At 72.0% G+C, this 20,480-nt stretch carries 14 protein-coding genes; 7 read left to right on the top strand and 7 right to left on the bottom strand.

Annotated features, from left to right (window positions below; all coding sequences use genetic code 11):
- Nucleotides 1-1,152, bottom strand: coding sequence for a glycosyltransferase family 4 protein (locus BM236_RS05370; RefSeq protein WP_091121096.1), 1,152 nt, complete (start codon nt 1,150-1,152; stop codon nt 1-3).
- A gap of 65 nt (nt 1,153-1,217) precedes the next feature.
- Between BM236_RS05370 and BM236_RS05365 the strand changes: the two genes are divergently transcribed.
- Together BM236_RS05365 and BM236_RS05360 are read left to right on the top strand one after the other, a co-directional pair.
- Nucleotides 1,218-1,973, top strand: a complete 756-nt coding sequence (locus BM236_RS05365; protein WP_245750148.1) for a class I SAM-dependent methyltransferase — start codon at nt 1,218-1,220, stop codon at nt 1,971-1,973.
- Entirely contained in the window at nt 1,970-6,067 is a 4,098-nt protein-coding gene (locus tag BM236_RS05360; RefSeq protein WP_091121095.1) for an alpha-(1->3)-arabinofuranosyltransferase domain-containing protein, read from the top strand. The genes BM236_RS05365 and BM236_RS05360 overlap by 4 nt, the downstream gene beginning before the upstream one ends.
- 4 nt (nt 6,068-6,071) lie before the next feature.
- Here the strand turns inward: BM236_RS05360 and BM236_RS05355 are convergent, their stop codons facing one another.
- The 4 genes from BM236_RS05355 to BM236_RS05340 are packed head-to-tail and all read right to left on the bottom strand — an operon-like array spanning nt 6,072 to nt 12,920.
- Entirely contained in the window at nt 6,072-7,946 is a 1,875-nt protein-coding gene (locus BM236_RS05355; RefSeq protein WP_139230031.1) for a hypothetical protein, read from the bottom strand.
- The gene (locus BM236_RS05350; RefSeq protein WP_091121090.1) at nt 7,943-9,130 is read right to left on the bottom strand and encodes an acyltransferase family protein; all 1,188 of its coding nucleotides are present in this window, start codon (nt 9,128-9,130) and stop codon (nt 7,943-7,945) included. The genes BM236_RS05355 and BM236_RS05350 overlap by 4 nt, the downstream gene beginning before the upstream one ends.
- On the bottom strand, nt 9,127-11,049 hold the full coding sequence (locus BM236_RS05345) for a hypothetical protein (protein ID WP_139230030.1): 1,923 nt from the start codon (nt 11,047-11,049) through the stop codon (nt 9,127-9,129). Before BM236_RS05345 ends, BM236_RS05350 begins: the two co-directional genes overlap by 4 nt.
- Complete coding sequence (locus BM236_RS05340; protein WP_091121086.1) at nt 11,046-12,920, bottom strand: hypothetical protein; 1,875 nt, start codon at nt 12,918-12,920, stop codon at nt 11,046-11,048. Before BM236_RS05340 ends, BM236_RS05345 begins: the two co-directional genes overlap by 4 nt.
- 157 nt (nt 12,921-13,077) lie before the next feature.
- Between BM236_RS05340 and BM236_RS05335 the strand changes: the two genes are divergently transcribed.
- On the top strand, nt 13,078-13,971 hold the full coding sequence (locus tag BM236_RS05335) for a porin PorA family protein (protein ID WP_091121083.1): 894 nt from the start codon (nt 13,078-13,080) through the stop codon (nt 13,969-13,971).
- A 3-nt stretch (nt 13,972-13,974) separates the two neighbouring features.
- Here the strand turns inward: BM236_RS05335 and BM236_RS05330 are convergent, their stop codons facing one another.
- The gene (locus BM236_RS05330; protein ID WP_217645239.1) at nt 13,975-14,790 is read right to left on the bottom strand and encodes a class I SAM-dependent methyltransferase; all 816 of its coding nucleotides are present in this window, start codon (nt 14,788-14,790) and stop codon (nt 13,975-13,977) included.
- A 130-nt stretch (nt 14,791-14,920) separates the two neighbouring features.
- On the opposite strand from BM236_RS05330, the gene rpsA reads away from it, so the two are divergent.
- Nucleotides 14,921-16,384, top strand: a complete 1,464-nt coding sequence (gene rpsA / locus BM236_RS05325) for a 30S ribosomal protein S1 (RefSeq protein ID WP_091121081.1) — start codon at nt 14,921-14,923, stop codon at nt 16,382-16,384.
- 135 nt (nt 16,385-16,519) lie between these two features.
- Nucleotides 16,520-17,878, top strand: a complete 1,359-nt coding sequence (locus BM236_RS05320) for an SGNH/GDSL hydrolase family protein (RefSeq protein WP_217645238.1) — start codon at nt 16,520-16,522, stop codon at nt 17,876-17,878.
- 6 nt (nt 17,879-17,884) lie between these two features.
- Here BM236_RS05320 and BM236_RS18870 read toward each other — a convergent pair whose 3' ends face one another.
- On the bottom strand, nt 17,885-18,031 hold the full coding sequence (locus BM236_RS18870; protein ID WP_175507557.1) for a hypothetical protein: 147 nt from the start codon (nt 18,029-18,031) through the stop codon (nt 17,885-17,887).
- Between the two features lie 93 nt (nt 18,032-18,124).
- Here BM236_RS18870 and BM236_RS05315 point away from each other — a divergent pair, with 93 nt between their 5' ends.
- Nucleotides 18,125-19,072: a helix-turn-helix domain-containing protein gene (locus tag BM236_RS05315; protein WP_245750147.1), complete on the top strand. Its 948-nt coding sequence runs from the start codon at nt 18,125-18,127 to the stop codon at nt 19,070-19,072.
- A gap of 80 nt (nt 19,073-19,152) precedes the next feature.
- Nucleotides 19,153-20,457 (top strand): glycoside hydrolase family 6 protein, encoded by a 1,305-nt coding sequence (locus tag BM236_RS05310; RefSeq protein WP_217645237.1) that lies wholly within the window; start codon nt 19,153-19,155, stop codon nt 20,455-20,457.
- The last annotated feature ends 23 nt before the right edge of the window (nt 20,458-20,480 follow it).

The following is a 20,480-nucleotide window of genomic DNA, read 5'->3' as shown; positions in this document are numbered from 1 at the left end:
TCAGTCGGAGACGGCGACTCGCTCGCCGCACACCGCCGCCTTCAGGACGGCCGCGAAGTTCAGCCGCGACTGGTCCCAGGTGTGTGCCGCGGCGTGCCAGTAGGCGCCCTCGCCGAGCTGCTTGCGCAGGACCTCGTCCGCCAGCACCTCCCGTAGCCGGTCGTCGAACTCGGCCTGGTCCTCGACGAGGAGGCCCGACACGCCGTCGACGATCGACTCGGTGGTCCCGCCCGCCGCGCGGTAGGCGACGGACGGCGTGCTGCAGCGGCCGGCCTCGGTGATGACCAGGCCCCAGCCCTCCTTGAGGGACGGCACGGCCAGCACCCAGGAGCGCTCGTAGACGGCGAGCTTCGTCTGGTCGTCCACGTGACCGAGGAACTCGACGGTGTCACCTGCCCCCCGCTCGGCGGCGTGGGCCTTCAGCTCGTCCTCCCACCAGCCGCTGCCGACGATGGTCAGCCTGAGCCCGTCGAACTCCTCGCGCAGGCGGACCGCGGCGTCGATCGCGTGCTCGACCCGCTTGTGCGGCACGAGCCGGCCCACGACGCAGATCGACGGGTGCGACGTCTTGCTGGGATGCGCGTCGATGCCGAGGTCGGTGCCGTTGTGCACGACAGCGATCCGGTCCGGCGAGACGCGGTAGCGGTTCAGCTCGGCCCGGGTGGCGCGAGAGACGGCGACGTACTGGCAGGCACGGTAGAGCCGCGGCGCCAGGCGTGACTCGATCCACCAGCCCACCCGGCCCTTCGCACCCGGGTAGACGACCGGCCACTGCTCGCGGTGGACGTGGTGCACCAGGACGACCACCGGTCGCCGGGTCACCAGCCGTGTGAAGAACGGGAGGCCGTTCTGGACGTCGACCACGACGTCCGGCCGGCCGAGCCGGCCGGTGAGGAGCAGCAGCATGCCCCAGAGGTAGACGCTGAGCTTGCCGCCGCGGCGCACGTAGCGGACGCCGTCGACCAGCTCGTCCGCCGGCGCGCCGTCGTACGTGGCGGTGAAGCAGGTGACCTCGGCACCCAGCTCGACGAGGCCGTGGGCCACCTGTTCGAGGTAGACCTCCGCGCCACCGCCCTCGGGGTTCCCGGTGTCGCGCCAGGTCATCAGCACGACGCGGCGCCCCGCCCAGAACGCCCCTCCCCCCGAACGCATTACTGGAGAGTAGATCAGCCTGTGACGATATGCACAGCCGCCGACGGCTCGGTTAGGCTCCGCCGGTGCTCCGCCGGATCCAGACCCCGCGACCTCGTCCGTGGGCACCGACGCTGGGCCGCTCGCTCCGCCTCTTCGCCGACTTCCGTCACGAGCAGGACGACCCCCGCCGCTTCTACACGGCACTGGCCGCCGACTCCGTCGGACAGCTCGGCGTCTACGCCGACCTCGACGGCGCCACCGTGCTCGACGTCGGTGGTGGCCCCGGATACTTCCGGGACACCTTCACCGCTGCCGGGGCGGCGTACGTCGCCCTCGACGCCGACGTCGGCGAGCTCTCCGGGCAGGGTGAGATCGCGCCCGGCACCGTGATCGGCGACGGGATGCGACTGCCGTTCGCCGACGACTCCGTCGACGTCTGCTACTCCTCCAACGTGCTCGAGCACGTCCCGGACCGGGCCCGGATGGCTGAGGAGATGCTCCGCGTCACCAGGCCCGGCGGCATCGTCTTCCTCTCCTACACGCTGTGGTGGGGCCCGTGGGGTGGCCACGAGACGTCGCCCTGGCACCTGTTGGGCGGCCGGTACGCCAGGCGCCGGTACCTGCGCACGCAGGGGCGGGAGCCCAAGAACAGGTTCGGGGAGTCCATGTACGCCGTCACGGCCGCCGAGATGCTGCGCTGGTCCGGCCGGCAGCAGCGTGCGCAGGTGCTGCTCCGCGCGGCCCGCTACCACCCGCGGTGGGCCCGCTGGATCGTCCGGGTGCCGCTCGTGGGGGAGGTGCTGTCGTGGAACCTCCTGCTCGTCCTGCGCAAGCGGTGAGCGAGGGGCGCGCCACCGCGCCCCTGCGGATGTGGGGCTACGGAGCGCTCCTCACCGCGCTGGCCTTCTCCCAGTCGGCCGGCGCGATGGTCGCCGACACGAAGTTCGACCTGGTCACCAACCCCGGCAAGTTCCTCGCCAACGCCCTGCACCTGTGGGACCCGTCGGCTGCCTTCGGGCAGGTCCAGAACCAGGCCTACGGCTACGCCTGGCCGATGGGGCCGTTCTTCTGGCTCGGCCACGCCGCCCAGATGCCCGGCTGGGTGGTGCAGCGGCTGTGGTGGGCGCTGTTGCTGTGCGCGGCGTTCTTCGGTGTGGTCAGGCTCGCCCAGCGGCTCGCGATCGGGTCACCGCTCACGCAGGTCGTCGCCGGGTTCGCGTTCGTGCTCACCCCCCGCATGACCACGCTGATCGGCGGCACGTCGGTCGAGGTCTGGCCGATGGCGCTGGCGCCCTGGGTGCTGCTGCCCCTGGTTCGCGGCAGCCGCGAGGGCTCCGTACGCCGTGCCGCTGCTCTCAGCGCGCTGGTCGTGGCGACCTGCGGCGGCGTCAACGCGGTCGCCGTGGCGGCCGTGCTGCCGCTGGGCGTCATCTGGATCGTCACGCGCGATCGCGGTCCCCGGCGGTGGCGCCTGCTCGGCTGGTGGACGCTCTTCACCGCGCTCGCGACGCTCTGGTGGAGCCTGCCGCTGCTCCTCCTCGGCCGCTACAGCGCGCCGTTCCTGGACTACATCGAGAACGCAGGCATCACCACCGTGCCGACCGGCCTCGGCCGCACCTTGGTCGGCACCTCCGACTGGGTCGCCTACTTCACCGGGATCGACTACACCGCCGGCCAGACGCTGGTCACCTCCGAGCACCTGCTCCTCGACGCCGCCGCGATCGCCGCGGCGGGCCTCGTCGGAGTCGCGCTGCACGGCAACCCGGAGCGGCGCTTCCTCGGGCTCAGCGTCCTCGCGGGCGTCGCGCTGGTCGGCTTCGGCTACTCCGGGCAGCTGGCCGGCTTCTTCGCCGACGACCGGACCGCGCTGCTCGACGGTGTGCTCGCGCCACTGCGCAACCTGCACAAGTTCGACGTCGTCCTGCGCCTCCCGCTGGTGCTGGGCCTCGCTCACCTCCTCGCCGAGCTTCCGCGGCTGATCCGCGGGCGAGGGGCCGGGGCGGCCCTGTTCGGCATGCGGGCCGCCACGGCGCTCGCCCTGGTCGCCCTGGCGACGCCCTGGCTGCAGGACGAGGTGGCCCCGCGCGAGGGCGTGGCGCAGGTCCCGGCCTACTGGTCGCAGGCGGCCGACTACCTGGCCCGCACCGATGACGGGACCGTCTCGCTCGTGGTCCCCGCCTCCGCGTTCGGGGTCTACTCCTGGGGCAACACGCACGACGACGTCATGCAGGGGCTCGCGGACAGCCCGTGGGCGGTGCGCAACGTGATCCCGCTGGCACAGCCCGGCAACGTCGTCTTCCTCGACGCGGTCACCCGCTACCTCGAGTCCGGCCACCCCCCGTCCGAGGCGGACGGGGCGGACCGGGCCTTCGCCCGGTTCCTCGCCGCGAACGGCGTCGGCAGGCTCGTGGTCCGCAACGACGTCGACCGGTTCGAGACCGGCGCGCCCGACCCTGCTTACGTCGCCAGCCTGCTGGGCCACACGCACGGCATCAGCCTGGCCGAGTCGTTCGGGCCGACGGTGGGGGCGCCGGCCGTGAAGCCGGAGCCCGACGGAGGGGCTGGGCGCATCATCGAGGGCGACGGCATCTCCGCCGAGGTGGGCTCGATCGAGGTGTACTCGGTGGACGGCGCCGCCACCGCCTACCTGACGACCGGCGCCAAGGCCGCCGCGGCTGACCCGGGCAGCACCCTCGCGCCCGCCGTCCAGCGCATGGGCGGTGGGCAGCTGCTCCTGGCCGCCGACGCCGAACGGGCCGGCCGCTCGCTCCTCGCCGACGGCGATGGTCAGGTGCTCACCGACGACATGCGCAGGCGCGAGACCAACTTCGCCAGCGTCCGCTGGAACGAGTCGGCCACCATGCCCGCGGAGCGCGACTACCAGCTCGGCGGCCCCGAGCACGAGCACCGCGTCGTCGCGGACCAGGCTCGCTGGCAGACCACCGAGCAGTGGTCCTTCGGCGTCTCCGACGTCACCGCCAGCTCGAGCGAGGGCTCGGTCAGCGCGCTGCCGCCGATCCGGATCGGCGACCACCCCGGTGCGGCCATCGACGGTGACCCGACAACGGCCTGGCGCTCGGCGCGCCAGCTGGACCCGACCGGCCAGGTCTGGCAGATGAGCTTCACCGAGCCGGTCGACCTGAGCACTGTCCGGGTCACCCTGGCCGCCGACTCCGCCCCCGTCGACCAGCTGCAGCTGTGGGCGGGCGACGAGAGCGTCCTGCGTCCGGCGCCCGAACCGGGGCAGACGAGGACCTACTCGACCAAGCTGGGCTTCGGCGACCTGCTGCGGATCGTCGCGGCCGGGCGTGACCTGAGCCTGCCGGGGTCGCTGGCGATCAGCGAGGTGGAGGTGCCCGGGCTGGAGCCGCTGCGCCTGCTCCGGCTCCCGAAGCCGCTCCCCGACGTGCCGGTCGACCTCGTCTCCCTGACCCGGGACCCCGACCGTGCCGCTTGCACCAGCATCGGCGACGCGCTGCCCTGCTCGCCGACCCTGCAGGCCGCGGGCGAGGACGGTGACACCCTCGCCCGCGCCTTCGAGACGACGTCCGGTGACGACTACGACCTCACGGCCACCGCTTCGCTCCGTCGCGGGGTGGACGACCTGCCGATCAGCGCCACCGTGATGCGGGCGACGAGCTCGGCCGGACCGGCGTACGACGTCGCGGCCGGACCGACCGCCATGCTCGACGGGGACCCCGGGACGACGTGGGTGGCCGCCGACCGCGACGACACCGTCACGATCACGTTCCCGCACCCGACCCGGTTGACCTCGCTGGTGGCGACGACGAGCGACGACGCCGCCGCCGCCCGGCCGACGGTTCTGCGCCTGACGGCCGGCCGGCGTAGGACGGTCGTCGAGCTGGATGCCGACGGCGTCGCGCAGCTGCCCGACTGGCGGCGGGTCAGGTCGCTCCGGCTGGAGGTGGCGAGCAGCGAGCCGGCCGTCCACGTGGTGGGCTCGCGGTTCGAGGACGCGATGCCTGGCATCAGCAGCCTCACCTTCGGCGGCCTCGACGACGCCCGGGCCGAGGCTGTGGCGTCGACCGAGCCGCGCAGCTTCGGTTGTGGGTCGGGTCCGCAGATCCTCGTCGACCGGACGTCACTGCGGACGGCGGTCACCGCCAGCGTCAGGGACCTGGTGCGTGGGCGACAGGTCGGTCTCTCGGTGTGCGGCGACGTTCCCGACGACCTGCTGTCCGGGACGGGCGCGCACACGGTGATCGCGCCTCCGTCGGCCCTCTTCCGGGTCGACACGGTGACCCTCGAGCGGCAGGGCGCCGCTCCGGCCCGCACCGCGACGCTCACCACGGAGCGCGACGGGCGGGGTGCTCCGATCTCGGTGGCGCTGCCCGAGCGCAGCGGGTCGTCGGTGCTCACCCTGCCCCAGAACGTCAACGACGCTTGGCGGGCGACCCTCGACGGGAGGACGCTGACGCCCATCCGGACCGACGGCTGGAAGCAGGCGTGGCTGGTGCCGGCCGGTGCCGCGGGAACCGTTCGGCTCAGCGTGCCCGCCGCCCGGTCGTTCACCTGGGCGCTGGTGGCCGGCGGAGTGGGCCTGCTCGGCTGCGTCCTGGTGGTCCTCCTTCCGGTGCCCCGTCGCCGAGCGGAGCAGACCGACCTGCCGCCGCTCGGCCGCCGACGGGCCGGTCTGCTGGAGGTGGCCGTGATCGCGGTCGTGCTCGGCCTCGTGGGCGGCTGGTGGGGCCTGGGCGTCGCCGTGCTGGTCGTCCTGGCGGGGCCGCTGCTGCGGGCTCGGGTCGGCTGGCCGTGGCTCGCCGGGCTGGCGCTCTGGGGCTCCGGGCTCGGGCTGTCGTGGGACAGGATCACCGAGCGGTCGTGGGCCGTCGAGTGGACCCAGGGCTGGGCGCTGGCGGCGGTCGGCCTCCTGGCGGCAGCGCTGCTGTGGAGCCCTGCACGCCAGGACTGATCGGTCAGCCGCCGGCGCCGGAGGTGCCGGCCCGGCCGACCGCGAGGCCCGTCACGCACACCTCGGCGCCCGGGGCGAGACCGGAGAAGGCGATGGCGTCGTAGTCACCGGGGGCGGCCAGGAGCACGGTGTGCTCACCGGCAGGAAGGACGGCGTCCGTCCGGCGCTCGCCCGCCCGGATCCGGACCGGCGTCTCGATGTCGGCGTCGAAGCTGACGCGCAGCAGCCACCCGGAGCCGGAGATCGGCCCGTCGAGCGGGGCGTACGTCGTCGTGGAGCTCAGCGGGTAGCCGCTGCAGCCGTCGGCGCCGGCCGCCGGAGCAGGCTCGCGCATGCGGCGGGCGACCGTCAGGGAGGCGGGCACGATCGCCCCTGAGTCGTCGAGCATGGAGGCGTCCGCCCTCCGGTCGTCGACGAGCACCTGCGTGAAGGTGAGCTCGTCGCGCCACGGGTGCAGGACCCGTCGGTACTGCGCGTCGAAGTCGAGGGGCGAGTCGGCGACCGCGCCACTCACGATGCGCGGGGCGACGACGCCGGGGATGAGCGTGACCGGCTTCTCCGCGCGCGCGAGCGAGGCGGCGAAGGTGTCGAGGTAGGGGCGCGCCGAGTCGTCCTCGTCCACGTGGAGCAGGGGGAACCTGCTGGCGCTGACGATGGCGAAGGCGACGAAAGCCGCCGTGGCGACCGCCGGTCCGGGCCAACGGTTGAGGATCCAGTGCCGTGCTCGCAGGGTGGAGCACTCCCGCGCACCCGGGACCTCGAGGAAGGCCAGCCCGAGTCCGAGCGCGACACCGAGCGCCAGAGGCGTCGTGAACCTCAGGTCGAGCGCGAGGTCCGGGCCGTAGATCTGCCGGGCATGTCCGACGAGGAGGGTGATGGCCGCCAGTTGGAGCAGGGGGATCGACCACGCGCGCAGGCCTCGGTCGCGGGTGAGCGAGGCCAGCGCGAAGACGGCGGCGATCACCGCCAGCGCGATGACCTGGACCAGGACCGACGGGGTGGGCTTCGACAGCCCGATCGCGGGCTGGGTCCAGCTGCCGGGTCCGCCGATCACGGCCGCTGGGAAGGCGCGGAGGAAGATGTTGTCGACGTACTCCCGCCACGCGACGCCGTCGCCGGGTGGGGTTCTCGCTGCGGGCGAGCTCAGGTAGAGGCCGGCGTAGACGACCACCAGGACCGTGTGGGCCAGGAGCGCGGGCCGGTAGCGGCTCCAGAGCTCGGTGAGCCGAGCAACGGGTGACCCTGCGGTGAAGTAGCCGAGCGTGATGACGACGAGCGGGATGTAGGCGAAGAGGGCCAGCTCCGCGAAGGCCAGGCCGACGACCATCCAGACGACCGACGCGACCAGGTGACCGCGCCGGTTCGTCCGCAGGTGGCGGACGTGGGCGTCCAGGGCGAGCGCCGTCGTGGCGAGGACCGGCAGGTGGTTGATCGTCGCCGCCCACCACGTGGTGGCGGGGATCAGCCACGGGCTGAAGGCGAAGTAGGAGAGGGCGACCAGGATCGCCGGGCGCCGGCCGAAGAGGGTGACCAGGAGCCGGAGGACCGCCAGGCAGGCGAGGACGTAGAGCGCCACGATCTGCGTCGCGGCGAGGCTGTAGTCGTAGTGCGAACCCTGGGCGACGCTCCAGGCGAGCAGCCGCCCACCGGGCATGAGGTGCCCGTTGTACGGCGCGGTGAGCGCTCCCCAGCCGAGGCCGTCCTGACCCTGCCCGACCAGGATGAGGTCGTCGAGCCAGAACCACGTGCGGCTGACGGCCCAGCCGCGCAGGACCGTCCCGGCGGCGATGATCACGAGCCCGAGGAGGATCACCGGGTGCCGGGGCGCACCGCGCAGGGGGCGGGCGGCCGCGGTCACCCGCGCATGGAGAGCAGTCACGGAGCGATCTCGGGGGTCTGCTCGGGCTCCGGCTCGAGGTCCGGGGGTTCCATCCGCGCGAAGCGCCCGACGTTCTTGGCCCGCAGGATCGGCTTCTCGAACAGGTAGAAGGACAGACTGGCCAGGGCGACGGTGATCGTCAGGGTCAGCGCGACCACCGTGGCGAAGTGGCCGGTGAAGACCTCGAGGTCGAGCACCGAGAAGACCAGGTTGAGCACGAGCATGTGGATCGCGAAGATGCCGTAGGAGATGTCGCCCAGCCAGGCGGGGACCGCCGTGCTGAGCCGGTTCCGGACGAGGCCGTCCCGCTCAGGGCCGAAGACCAGCGGCAGCACGAAGAAGGCGCCCGTCACCGTGTAGAGGACGACCTTCGAGCCCGCCTCCCACGCACCAGGGATCAGCAGCAGCCGCGGGCCGGCCAGCGGGGTGCAGGCGATCGCGAAGACGGCCGCCGCCAGGATCCAGCATCCGGTCAGGTCGGCGGCGAGGCGGTCGAGCACGTGGTCACGGGGGCGCGCGGTCAGGCTCGCCGAGACGGCCGCGAAGACCACGCCGACCATGAACCAGGGAAGGTAGCCCGGCAGCCACTGGGCGTAGTGGCCCTCCGAGCCGGGGATCTGGGCGACGTACACCTGCCAGGCGACGCCGAGCACGGAGATCCCGATGGCGCCGACCACCACCCGGCGCAGCCGCAGGCCGCGACCGGGGCGCCCGATGAGCGCGACACAGAGGAGCGGCAGCACGAGGTAGAACGCCACCTCCGTGCACAGGCTCCACATCTGGGTCAGCGAGCTCGGCAGCAGGCCGTGGGTGTAGAGCTGGGTGAACGTCAGGTTCGTGACCCAGTCGACCGCGTCGGCGTCGTCGTTGACCGGGTCGAGCAGCAGCGCGACCACCACGACCACCCAGTACAGCGGAAGGATGCGCAGCGCCCGCTTCCACAGGTAGTGCCCGGTGGAGGGGCGGTGCTCCTCCAGCGCGGCCGCCAGGAACCACGGCCGGCTGAGCAGGAAGCCGGAGAGGATGAAGAAGAGCGTCACACCGAAGTCGAAGCGGGCGAGCACAGCGCCGCTCCAGCCCTGGTTGATCCGGCCGGTGTTGAACGCGGAGTGGGTGAGCACGACCATGATCGCGCCGATCGCGCGCAGCGCGTTGAGCGTCGGGAAGGTGCGGTCTCGGGTCACTGGCTCGCCTTCACTGGTTCGGCACGGCCCGCGACGACGTCGCCCACGCAGAGCTGAGGACGCGGCCGGCCGGAGGAGATGTCGGGAGACACGCGGATCGAGTCGAAGTTGTCGCCCGCCACGTAGAACGCGTGGATCCCGCTGCGCAGCACGAGGTCGTGCTCGGTGTCGCCGAGGGTGACGTGCACCGACACCGGCTGCGCGGCGTAGTAGGCGACGCGGGCCCACCAGCCGCCGAATGCCACCGGCCCGTCCAGGGGGATCGTCCGCGAGCTGTCGATCTCGTAGCCGCAGGCCGACGGCCCGGCCGGGGCCGAGCGCACGGGCGTGATCGCAGCCGGCCAGATCCGGCCCTGTTCGTCGGTCATCCGAAGCTCGTCGACCGAGGCCGTGACGAACCGGACCCTGCCGTCGTCGACGACGCGCCGCATGATCTTGCTCTGGAGGTTGTCGGGGTAGAGCAGCGGGAGCAGCATGGCTTTCGGCACCGGCTGGTCGACCAACGGGTACGGGCGTCCGGCGGCATCGGCCTCGCGGAGCAGTGTCCGGAAGTAGGAACGGCCGACGAGATGATCGCTCCAGTTCGCCACGAACTGGACGGTGGAGACCGTTCCCAGGATCGAGCAGAGGACGACGAAGGCCGCGACCTGGCGGGACCTCGTGGCGAACCCGTGAGCGCCCGGACGGAGCTCGACCGTCTCCGTCGCACCGCGCATCGGCATCAGGGCGCAGGCCAGCGCCACGGCTGTCACGGCGGCCATCTCGCCCTGGTAGCGGAAGTCTCGCGAGAGCCAGGCGCCGGCGAGGCTGGTGCGCCCCGCGGTGACGAGCAGGATGTTGCTGGCGAGGAACGAGGCTGGCAGCCACCACGCCCGCAGGCTGTTGACGCGGGAGCGGCTGATGGTGCGGACGATCGCCACGACCAGGACGGCCGCCACCAGCACGCCGAGCGAGCCGGGCGACGGGTTCCCGAACTCGTCGGTGTGCGACCACCTCAGGGGACCACCGAGCAAGGCCGGGAGGTAGCCACGGAAGGCCATGTTGGCGACGACGTCCGGAAGACTGCCGCTGGCTGCCGCGGCCGGGTCGAAGTCGAGCACCGCGCGGTAGTAGACGAGCAGGTAGGACGCGCTCAGGACGATGTGGAGCACGGCGACGCCGCGATGCTCCGCCCAGAAGTAGCGGAGCCGCTCGGCCAGCGTGCCGGTCGCGAAGTAGGCCACCGAGACGATCCCCATGGCGCCCACCACGAAGAGAGTCTTCTCGTAGAAGAGGAAGCCGCCGAGCAGCCAGGCCGCGGTGGACCAGGCGTGCCGCACGCGCCGCGTACGGAGGTAGGCGACGTGGGTCTGCAGGGCGAAGAAGAGCACGATCTGCAGCGGTAGCTGGTTGGCTGCGGCCGCCCACCAGACCATCACCGGCACGGAGATGACGCAGAAGAGGTACAGCGCCAGCGGCGGCAGGATGCCCGGGCGTACGCCGAACCAGCGCACCAGCAGCATCAGCAGCCCGATGTCGGCGACCGCCTGCATGCCCCAGATCACCGCGGCGGTCGGGAGGAAGCTGAACGGCGCGAACGTCGCGTTCAGCCAGGACACCAGCATCGGCACCGGCATGACGTGGCCGGCGTACGGCCGGAACAGCGACGACGGGGTGATGCCGTCGTCGAGCATGCGGGCCATGAAGGCGAAGTCGTCCTGGGTGTACCACGACCGGCTCAGGGCCCACGCCCGGAGCGCAAGCTGGACCACGATCAGCGCGACGGCCACCTGAAGCACCCGCTCGGCGCGGAGCCGACGCCACCTCGCCCGGACGTGCGCCCGGGCCGGGATCACCAGGTGGTCCTCCGTCCACCGCGCCAGCGGGTGCGGCAGGTCCCGCGCGACAGGACTGCGCGGGCCGGGCTGGTCAACGGTCATGAGGTCGGTGGTGTCGCGGTCGGGAGGCCCAGGGTCAGCGCGCTGACGCACAGGCCGTCGGTCGAGGAGTGGCCAGCACCATGGTGGATCACGACGGTGTGAAACTCGCCTTCGGCGGAGAGGTAGACCGTGTGTCGCCCCTCGGCGAGCGTGAGGCGGTGCCTCAGGTCGCCGGTCACGACCTCGGCGTCGACCGCTTCCCGGCTGCGGTAGGTCAGCGCGATCCACCAGTTCGACCCCAGGACCGGGCCGTCGAGCGGGATCTCGACGTCGCCGGCGCCGTCGGAGCGGTAGCCGCACCCGGCGGTGGCGACCATCGACCGCGCCGTGGTCAGCGAGGCCGTGACCAGGCGGCCGTCGTCGTCGAACATCTGCAGCGGCTCGTGCGAGGCGGTGGGGAAGCGGAGCGGGCCGGCCAGGCGCCGGAACACGTGGCTGTAGGTGTTCTCGGGATAGCGGTAGGACCACAGCAGGTCCTGCGGGATGCCGGCGTCGACCAGCGGCGGCGGCTCGGGCGCAGCGCGCAGGGCCGCCCGCACGTTGTCGAGATAGTCACGCGTGCGGTTGGCGTGGTGCCAGGAGCGCACGTAGGTCGTCGCCGACACCGTCGCGAGCGCCACGACCACGGCGACCACCGGGGCGACGTACCTCGTCCGCTCCCAGGGGGCGACGAGGCCCTGCCGGCGCTGGTTCTGCTCGACCGCGCCGAGCAGGGGGAGAAGCGCGAGTCCCGCGCCGATGACGAAGAGCGCACCCGACTCGGGCTGGTAGCGGTACTCGCGGGCGATGGACGGGCCGACGGCGCCGGCGCGGTTGCTGACGAGCAGGGCGGCCGTGCACGCCATCGTGAAGGCGAGCGGCAGCCAGGCCCTGATGCTGCTGGTCCGGGTCGTGACGCAGTGGTGGACCAGGCCGGCCAGCGCCGCCCAGGCGGCCACCTGCACCACATAGCTGGGATCGGCCAGGGAGCCCATGCCGACGCTCTCCCAGCGCAGCGGGCCACCGACCAGTGCGCTCGCGAAGCTCACCATCACCAGGTTCCAGGTCAGCAGCCCCCACGGGTTGTCGCCGCCCTGGCTGGCCGCGAAGTCGGGGGACAGGGCGACGTAGAGCGCCAGGTAGGCCACGCCGAGCGCCGAGAAGCCCACCACCGCCCAGCGGTACGTCGACCACAGCTGTCGCAGGCGGGCAGGCGTGTCGCCGGAGGTGAAGTAGGCCATCGCCACGATGGCGTAGACACCGATCACGAGCAGCGTCTTCTCGTAGAACGCCAGCCCGGCGACGGTCCACAGCAGGGCGACGACCAGCGGACGGATCCGCAGGCTGCGGAGGTGGTCGAGGAAGGCGTGCAGGCCGAAGGTCAGCGCGACCAGCATGGGCAGCTGGTTGATGCCGGCCGCCCACCAGATCCCGGCGGACAGCGTGAAGACGTAGCAGAGGTAGCCGGCCAGGAGCGCGAGCACCAGCGGCCGGCGGCCGAACATCGAGACCAGCAGCCGGAGCATCCCGAAGCCGGACAGGGCCTGCAGCGCGAGCAGGAGGAGCGCCCAGGGCCACCACGTGTAGGCGGAGACGGCGGTCAGGGCCGCCGCCGCCGCGAACCCTGCGGGCATCAGGTGCCCGCCGTAGGACTGGAAGAGGTAGTGCAGGTCGAAGGGGCGGTTCATCGCCTGCGACATGAAGGCCAGGTCGTCGAAGTAGAACCACGAGCCGAGGGTCGCCCACGCACGGAACCCGAGCTGGGCGAGGACCATCGCGCTGCCGGCGAGGACCACCCCACGCTCGCGCAGGAGGCTCGCCCACAGGCGTTCCGCCATCCCCGGGCGCGCCTGCTCGGACCGGGAGCGGTCGTCGACGGCGTGGGGATCCACGGCGGGACTATGACACAGGGCGCGCCGTCGACCACATCGAGTCGGGCCTCAGGTAACGGTTTGCGCACACCGCTCGGCGGCTGTGACGAGGTGCACATACTCGCCGGTAGTTACTGCTACTGTGCGCTGGTTTCCGTGACCTTGGGAGGGTTCGAACGTGCGTGGTGTTGTTGGTCGCTTGCTTCTGGTGGTCGGCGTGTTCGCTGTCGTGGCTGGCGGCGTCGCCATCTTCTGGGGCAAGGACGCGGCCTACCGCATTCCCATGGACACGGACTCGTTCACCCGGCTGACGGGTGAGGCTTCCGGTGCGCTGGCGAAGTCCGACACGCCTGTCCCGGTCACCTACGTGGTGCACACCCAGGTCGACCCGAAGCGGTCGAACGACGACGTCATCGCGATGGAGCAGACCAGCTGCATGGCGACGACGAGCGACTACTGCATCGACGCCAAGGGCACCTTCGTCCTGGCCGGCGACGACGAGGCGGTCGTCAACATCGGCCACAACAAGTTCGCCCTCGACCGGCGGACCGGCCTGCCGGTCCAGGACCAGGGCAAGTACGTCTCCGACGCCGAGCTCGTGAAGGACTACCAGGGTTTCGTGGTCAAGTTGCCGTTCAACACGGAGAAGAAGGACTACGACTACTGGGACAGCACCGTCGGCAAGGCGGTCTCCGCCCACTACGCGGGCACCCGGACCATCGACGGGTTGAAGACCTACCGGTTCGACGTCACCGTCCCGTCGCAGACCGCCGAGATCGCCGCAGACACGCAGGGCACCTACGCGGCCACGCAGAGCGTGTGGGTCGACCCGGTGACCGGCGCCTTCGTCGACCAGAAGGCGACGCAGACCGTCGCCCTCCTCGACGGCACGAAGCTGCTCGACGTCGACGTCAGCTACACCGACGGCACCGTCAAGGAGAACGTCTCGACCGCCAAGAGCAACGGACGTTCCCTGTGGGTGGTCGGGACCGGCCTGCGGATCATCGCCCCGATCGTCGGCCTGCTGCTGATCGTCGGTGGCGTGCTGCTCGTGCGGCGTCGGCGGGCCTGATCGTCATGGGGCCAGGTCGGCCCCGAAGATGGCGGTCCCGGGGGTCAGCAGACCCCGCGTCCGCGACCAGCCGCCCCAGTTGCGGTCCAGCTCGGCCGGCCACTGCGGCTCCAGCAGGTCGGTGATCCGGAAGCCCGCGCCGGCCAGGAGGCCGACCCAGTCGCCGAGGGTGCGGTGGTGCTCGACGTACGACACCTCGCCGGAGGCGTCGTCGACCTCGACGTAGGGCGTGCGGTCCCAGTAGGACTGGCTCGCGACGAGGCCCTCCGGGCCCGGGTCGTCGACGAACATCCATCGCGTGGGATGGGTGATCGAGAACGCGAAGCGACCGCCCGGCCGCAGCACGCGCACGACCTCGGCGATGCACCGGTCGATGTCGGCCACGAACTGCAGCGCGCCGAAGGAGCAGAAGACCACGTCGAAGGACGCCGGGGCGAAGGGGATCGCGGTCGCGGTCGCCTGCACGGACGGTACGACGACCCCGCTGGCGTCGTCGATGCGGCTGGAGTGCTGCAGCTGCCGGTGCGCGAGGTCGAGCCCGTAGGCGCGTCCGCCCTGCGACCGCACCCACCGCGCGCACTGGCCCGCGCCCGAGCCCAGCTCGAGGACCTCACGCCCGCCGACGTCGCCCAGGACGCCTGCCTCCTTCTCGGTGAGCCCTTCCGGGCCCCACACGAAGCCGGTGTCGCCGAGGAACGCGCCGTGGGTGGCCTGGTACTCGTCGGCGTAGCGGTCCCAGTCGGGACCGTTCGCTCGGCGGGACTCCTCCTCGCTCACCGCACGACGCTCGGCTCGGACCGGGGGATAGGCAGCCTCCACGCCGTTCAGCGTAGCCACTGCGCCAGTTGGACTGGGTCCGGCCGACCGGCGTAACCTCGGTGGTTGCGTGCGTCGTGCGCGCACCCCGCTCGCGCGGGGCACCCCTCAAAACCAAGGTTCCTACTACTTCATGACGACTCTCTCCGCTCTTCCGGACTACGACGCGCCCCAGGTTGCGATCAACGACATCGGGTCCGAAGAGGACTTCCTCGCAGCGATCGACTCCACGATCAAGTACTTCAACGACGGTGACCTGGTCGAGGGCACCATCGTCAAGGTCGACCGGGACGAGGTCCTGCTCGACATCGGCTACAAGACCGAGGGCGTCATCCCCTCGCGTGAGCTGTCGATCAAGCACGACGTCGACCCCAACGAGGTCGTCGCGGTCGGCGACCAGGTCGAGGCCCTGGTCCTCCAGAAGGAGGACAAGGAGGGTCGCCTGATCCTGTCCAAGAAGCGCGCCCAGTACGAGCGCGCCTGGGGCACGATCGAGAAGGTCAAGGAGGAGGACGGCGTCGTCGAGGGCACCGTCATCGAGGTCGTCAAGGGCGGTCTCATCCTCGACATCGGCCTGCGCGGCTTCCTGCCCGCCTCGCTGGTGGAGATGCGTCGCGTCCGCGACCTGCAGCCCTACGTCGGCCAGACGCTCGAGGCCAAGATCATCGAGCTCGACAAGAACCGCAACAACGTGGTCCTGTCGCGCCGTGCCTGGCTCGAGCAGACCCAGTCCGAGGTTCGCCACGGCTTCCTGACCCAGCTCCAGAAGGGTCAGATCCGCAAGGGTGTCGTCTCCTCGATCGTCAACTTCGGTGCGTTCGTGGACCTCGGCGGTGTCGACGGTCTCGTCCACGTCTCGGAGCTGTCCTGGAAGCACATCGACCACCCGTCCGAGGTCGTCGCCGTGGGCGACGAGGTCACCGTCGAGGTCCTCGACGTGGACATGGACCGCGAGCGTGTCTCCCTGTCGCTGAAGGCGACGCAGGAGGACCCGTGGCAGCACTTCGCCCGCACCCACCAGATCGGTCAGATCGTCCCCGGCAAGGTCACCAAGCTGGTGCCCTTCGGTTCGTTCGTCCGCGTCGAGGAGGGCATCGAGGGCCTGGTCCACATCTCCGAGCTGGCCGAGCGCCACGTCGAGATCCCGGAGCAGGTCGTCCAGGTCAACGACGACGTCATGGTCAAGATCATCGACATCGACCTCGAGCGTCGCCGGATCTCGCTGTCCCTCAAGCAGGCCAACGAGACCAGCGCCGCTGCTGACGTCGAGGAGTTCGACCCGACGCTCTACGGCATGCCCGCCAGCTACGACGAGCAGGGCAACTACCTCTACCCCGAGGGCTTCGACGCCGAGACCGGCGAGTGGCTCGAGGGGTTCGACGAGCAGCGCGCCGCGTGGGAGGAGCAGTACGCCAAGGCTCACGCCCGCTGGGAGGCCCACGTCAAGCAGCAGGCCGAGGCCAAGGTCGCCGCGGCCGAGGCCGGCGAGGCCAGCTCGTACTCCTCGGCTCCGGTCGAGGAGGAGACCTCGGGCTCGCTCGCCTCTGACGAGGCGCTGCAGGCGCTCCGCGAGAAGCTGACCGGCGGGAGCAACTGACCAGCCGCTCAGCCTGAGCAACACGAAGGGCGCCCACCGCTTGCGGTGGGCGCCCTTCGCCGTTCCGGTCGTTCCGGCCCGCGCGGCGGCCCCCGGCGCATAACCTCTGACCGAGTGGACTCGGGAAGGTGCGGCGTGCGGCGGACGATGGTGGGCCTGGCGGCTCTGCTCCTGCTTCCGCTGACCCTCGCCGCCGCGCCCGGCGCCCGAGCCTCCGACCCGCTCCGGATCCTCGTCTACGGTGACTCGATCACCCAGGGGTCCACCGGCGACTACACGTGGCGCTACTTCCTCGACCGGCACCTGCGCGACGCGGGCGTCCCGTTCGACCTCGTGGGCCCGCGGCGCGGCCTCCACCACCTGCCCGAGGGCGCCGACGACGACCTCGACTACGCCGAGCCCGGCTTCGACACCGACCACGCGGCCGTCTGGGGCCAGAAGTTGACCGCGCCCGTCGCCGACCTGGGCGATCTGGCCGCCGACCACACCCCGGACGTCGTGATCGCGCTGATCGGCCTCAACGACCTCGTCTGGAACCACGTCACGCCCGAGGCTCTCGCCGAACGCTGGCGCGCGGAGGTCGCGGAGGTCCGGGCCGCCTCGCCGGCGGCCGACGTCGTGCTGGTCCAGGTGCCCCAGACCTGGTACGCCGACGTCCCGGCCTACAACGCCGAGCTGGTCGCCCTCTCCGCAGAGCTCGACGGGCCGGCCGCTCGTGTCGTGACGACCGCCCTGCCCGACTTCGATCGCCGCACGGACACCTGGGACGGCACGCACCCGACGGCGTCGGGCGACCTCAAGATCGCCGAGGCCGTCGAGGCCGCTCTTTACCTGGCCGGCGTGGCCCCGCCCGCGGGCATGACCCCGGTGGTCCAGAACGGACCACGCACGGCGTCCTCGCTCACCGCCGAGGCCGGCGTCGGTCAGGTTTCCCTCTCGTGGCACGACGTTCCCGGCGTGACGACCGAGTGGCTCGAGCGCCGGGACGTGTCCAGCGGCGGTGCGTGGGACCGCTACCCGCTGGACTTCCCGGCAGGGACGACCTCGTGGACCGCCGCCGCCGTCGACGGGCACCGCTGGGAGTTCAGGCTCCGGCCGGCCAAGGGGACGGCCGTCTCCGCCGACGTGACGTCACCGGTCGTCTCCGTGGTCCCGGGGCCGCCGCCGGCACCGTCGACGGCCGCACCGGTCGTCGGTCCGCCGCTCGGACCGGTCGGCCCGGTCAGGGCCCGCTCACCGCGACGGGACCGGGTGCGCACGAGCGCACCCGCGGTGCCCACAGCGACCGGCTACCGGCTGCTCGTCGCTCCGGTCCGCTCGTGCAGGAGACATCCCCGAGCGTCGGCCTTCCGTCCGGCGGGTCACGACCGGCGGTCGCCCAGCGCCACGGTGCGCGCGAGGGCCCGGGCCCTGTGGGTGCGGTGGTACGCCGTCAGGGACGGCGTCGCCGGTCCGCTCGCTGCGGCGTCCTCGGCCTGCACGCGCGTGCGCTGAGCCGCCTCAGTGGCGGACGAGCCGGTGCTCACTGGCGCCCAGGTCGTCGACGTCGTCGTGCATGTTGCCGGGACCGGCGAACCGGTCGTGACGCGCGTAGGCCGCGAGCGCGGCGAAGCCTCCCACCAGGAGGACGAGGGTCAGAATGGTCATGGCAATAATCATGCGCCGCGCAAGATCCTGCCACGAGTGGCAGATTTGCCGGTGTGCGTCCAGTTCCTGCCAGATCTGTGCCATCCTGATCAGGTGACTCTCCGCAACGTCGCTGCTCTGGTCTGGGACGGCGTCGCGCCCTTCGAGTTCGGCGTGCTGTGCGAGGCGTTCGGGCTGGACAGGCGCGAGGACGGCGTACCGCTGCTCGACTTCGCCGTTTGCGCGCCCGAGCCCGGCCCGGTCGCCTTCAGCCTCGGCTTCACCATCAACGTCGAGCACGGGATGGAGCGCCTGGAGGAGGCGGACCTGATCGGCATCCCCGCCATGAGGCGGTCCCGCCCGCTGCCGGCCGGCGTGGCCGAGGCGCTGCGGCGGGCCCACGACCGTGGCGCACGGCTGCTGAGCGTGTGCTCGGGCGCCTTCGCGCTCGGCGACGCCGGCCTGCTCGACGGGCTCGAGTGCACGACGCACTGGAAGTACACCGACGAGCTCGCCGCCCGCTATCCCGAGGCCAAGGTCGTGCCTGAGGTCCTCTACGTCGACTCCGGCCAGATCGTCACCAGCGCGGGCACCGCGGCCGGGCTCGACGCGACGCTCCACATCTGGCGGCAGGAGTACGGCGCCCAGGTGGCCAGCGCCGTCGCCCGGCGCATGGTCGTGCCGCCCCAGCGCGACGGGGGACAAGCGCAGTTCATCGCCCGGTCCGTGCCCGAGCTCGAGGCGGACACGCTGGCCCCGCTCCTGGCGTGGATCGTGGAGAACCTCGACCAGCCGCTCGACGTCGGCACCCTCGCTCGGAGGTCCTTGATGTCGCCGCGCACCTTCGCGCGCCGGTTCAAGGCGGAGACCGGGGCGACCCCTCACTCGTGGGTGACCAGCCAGCGGGTCCTGCGCGCCGAGGAGCTGCTCGAGACGACCGACCGGTCCGTGGAGTGGATCGCCGACGAGGTCGGCTTCGGCAACGCGGCCACGCTGCGCCATCACTTCGCGCGGGTACGGGGGCTGAGCCCGCAGGCCTACCGGCGACGCTTCGCCTGTTGAGGCGTTGACACCGTCGTGTGACGGGGGCCACACTCCCAGCACGGGCGCGGGAGCGCTCCCAACTCTCGAGGAGGTCCGCCGTGGCCAGTCGTCCCATCGTCCGCGCGATCGCAGTCGCCGCCGTCACCCTCGTCGCGACAGCGGGGCTCGCGGCCGCGCCGCCCGGGGCGGCCGCCCACGGGAGGCACCACGGCTCTCCGCACGCCGATCGGGTCCTCTCCGACGGCGTCTCGCTGTACTCCCCGGGTCTCCACACCGCCGACGCGGCGAGGCTTGCGGCGAAGCTCGTCCGATCCGGTGACCGCGCGACCGCCCGGGGTGTCCTCGACATGGCCCGGACGCCCCAGGCCGTCTGGCTCACCGGGACGGCCAAGGACGCTCAGCGCGACGCGCGGCAGGTCACCCGACGTGCCGCGGCCCGCCACCAGGTCCCGGTCCTGGTCGCCTACAACATCCCGTTCCGCGACTGCGCGCAGTACTCCGCGGGCGGGGCGACCTCCGCTGCCGAGTACGCCGACTGGGTCCGGGCGGTCGCCCGCGGCATCGGGCAGCGTCGCGCCGTGGTGCTGCTCGAGCCCGACGGCCTCGGCATCATCCCCTTCTACACGCCGATCACCGGTTCCGGCCCGGAGTGGTGCCAGCCGGCTGACGCCGACCCGGCGACCGCGGCGAGCGACCGGTTCGCGATGCTCAACGACGCCGTCGACGTGCTCGAGGCCGGTTCCCACACCGACGTCTATCTCGACGGCACCCACACCGGCTGGCTCGGCGTCGGCGACGCCGCCGACCGGCTGCACAAGGCCGGTGTCGAGCGCGCCGCCGGCTTCTTTCTCAACGTCTCGAACTACCGGCTCACCGAGCAGCAGGTGAAGTACGGCAGCTGGATCAGCCAGTGCCTCTGGTACGGCACCAACCCCGCCGAGGGCGGCTGGCGGGTCGGCCACTTCGACTACTGCGGCAGCCAGTACTACCCGGCGGACCCGAACGACTTCTCGACCTGGGGCCTCACCGACCAGTGGTACGTCGACAACCTCGCCGACGCCGCCAACCCGCCGTCCGGCCCGGAGGCGCTCGCGCACTTCGTGGTGGACACCAGTCGCAACGGCCAGGGACCGTGGACACCGCCGGCCGGTGTCTACCCGGACGCCCAGGACTGGTGCAACCCGCCGGACCGCGGCCTGGGCCTGCGCCCCACCACCGACACCGGCAACCCGCTGGCGGACGCCTTCCTCTGGGTCAAGACGCCGGGGGAGTCCGACGGTGAGTGCAGCCGGGGCCTGACCGACAACGGCGGCATCGACCCCGAGTGGGGTCAGGTCGACCCCGCCGCCGGCGCCTGGTTCCCGGCCCAGGCCGCCGACCTGGTTCGCAACGCGGTCCAGTAGCCACCGGACGCGCCGGGCCGGCG

Origin of the sequence: Nocardioides terrae, from assembly GCF_900112345.1 — a bacterium.
GTDB lineage: Bacteria > Actinomycetota > Actinomycetes > Propionibacteriales > Nocardioidaceae > Nocardioides > Nocardioides terrae.
The sequence above is the reverse complement of the archived record's forward strand: the minus strand, read 5'-3'. Positions and strand labels throughout refer to the sequence as shown.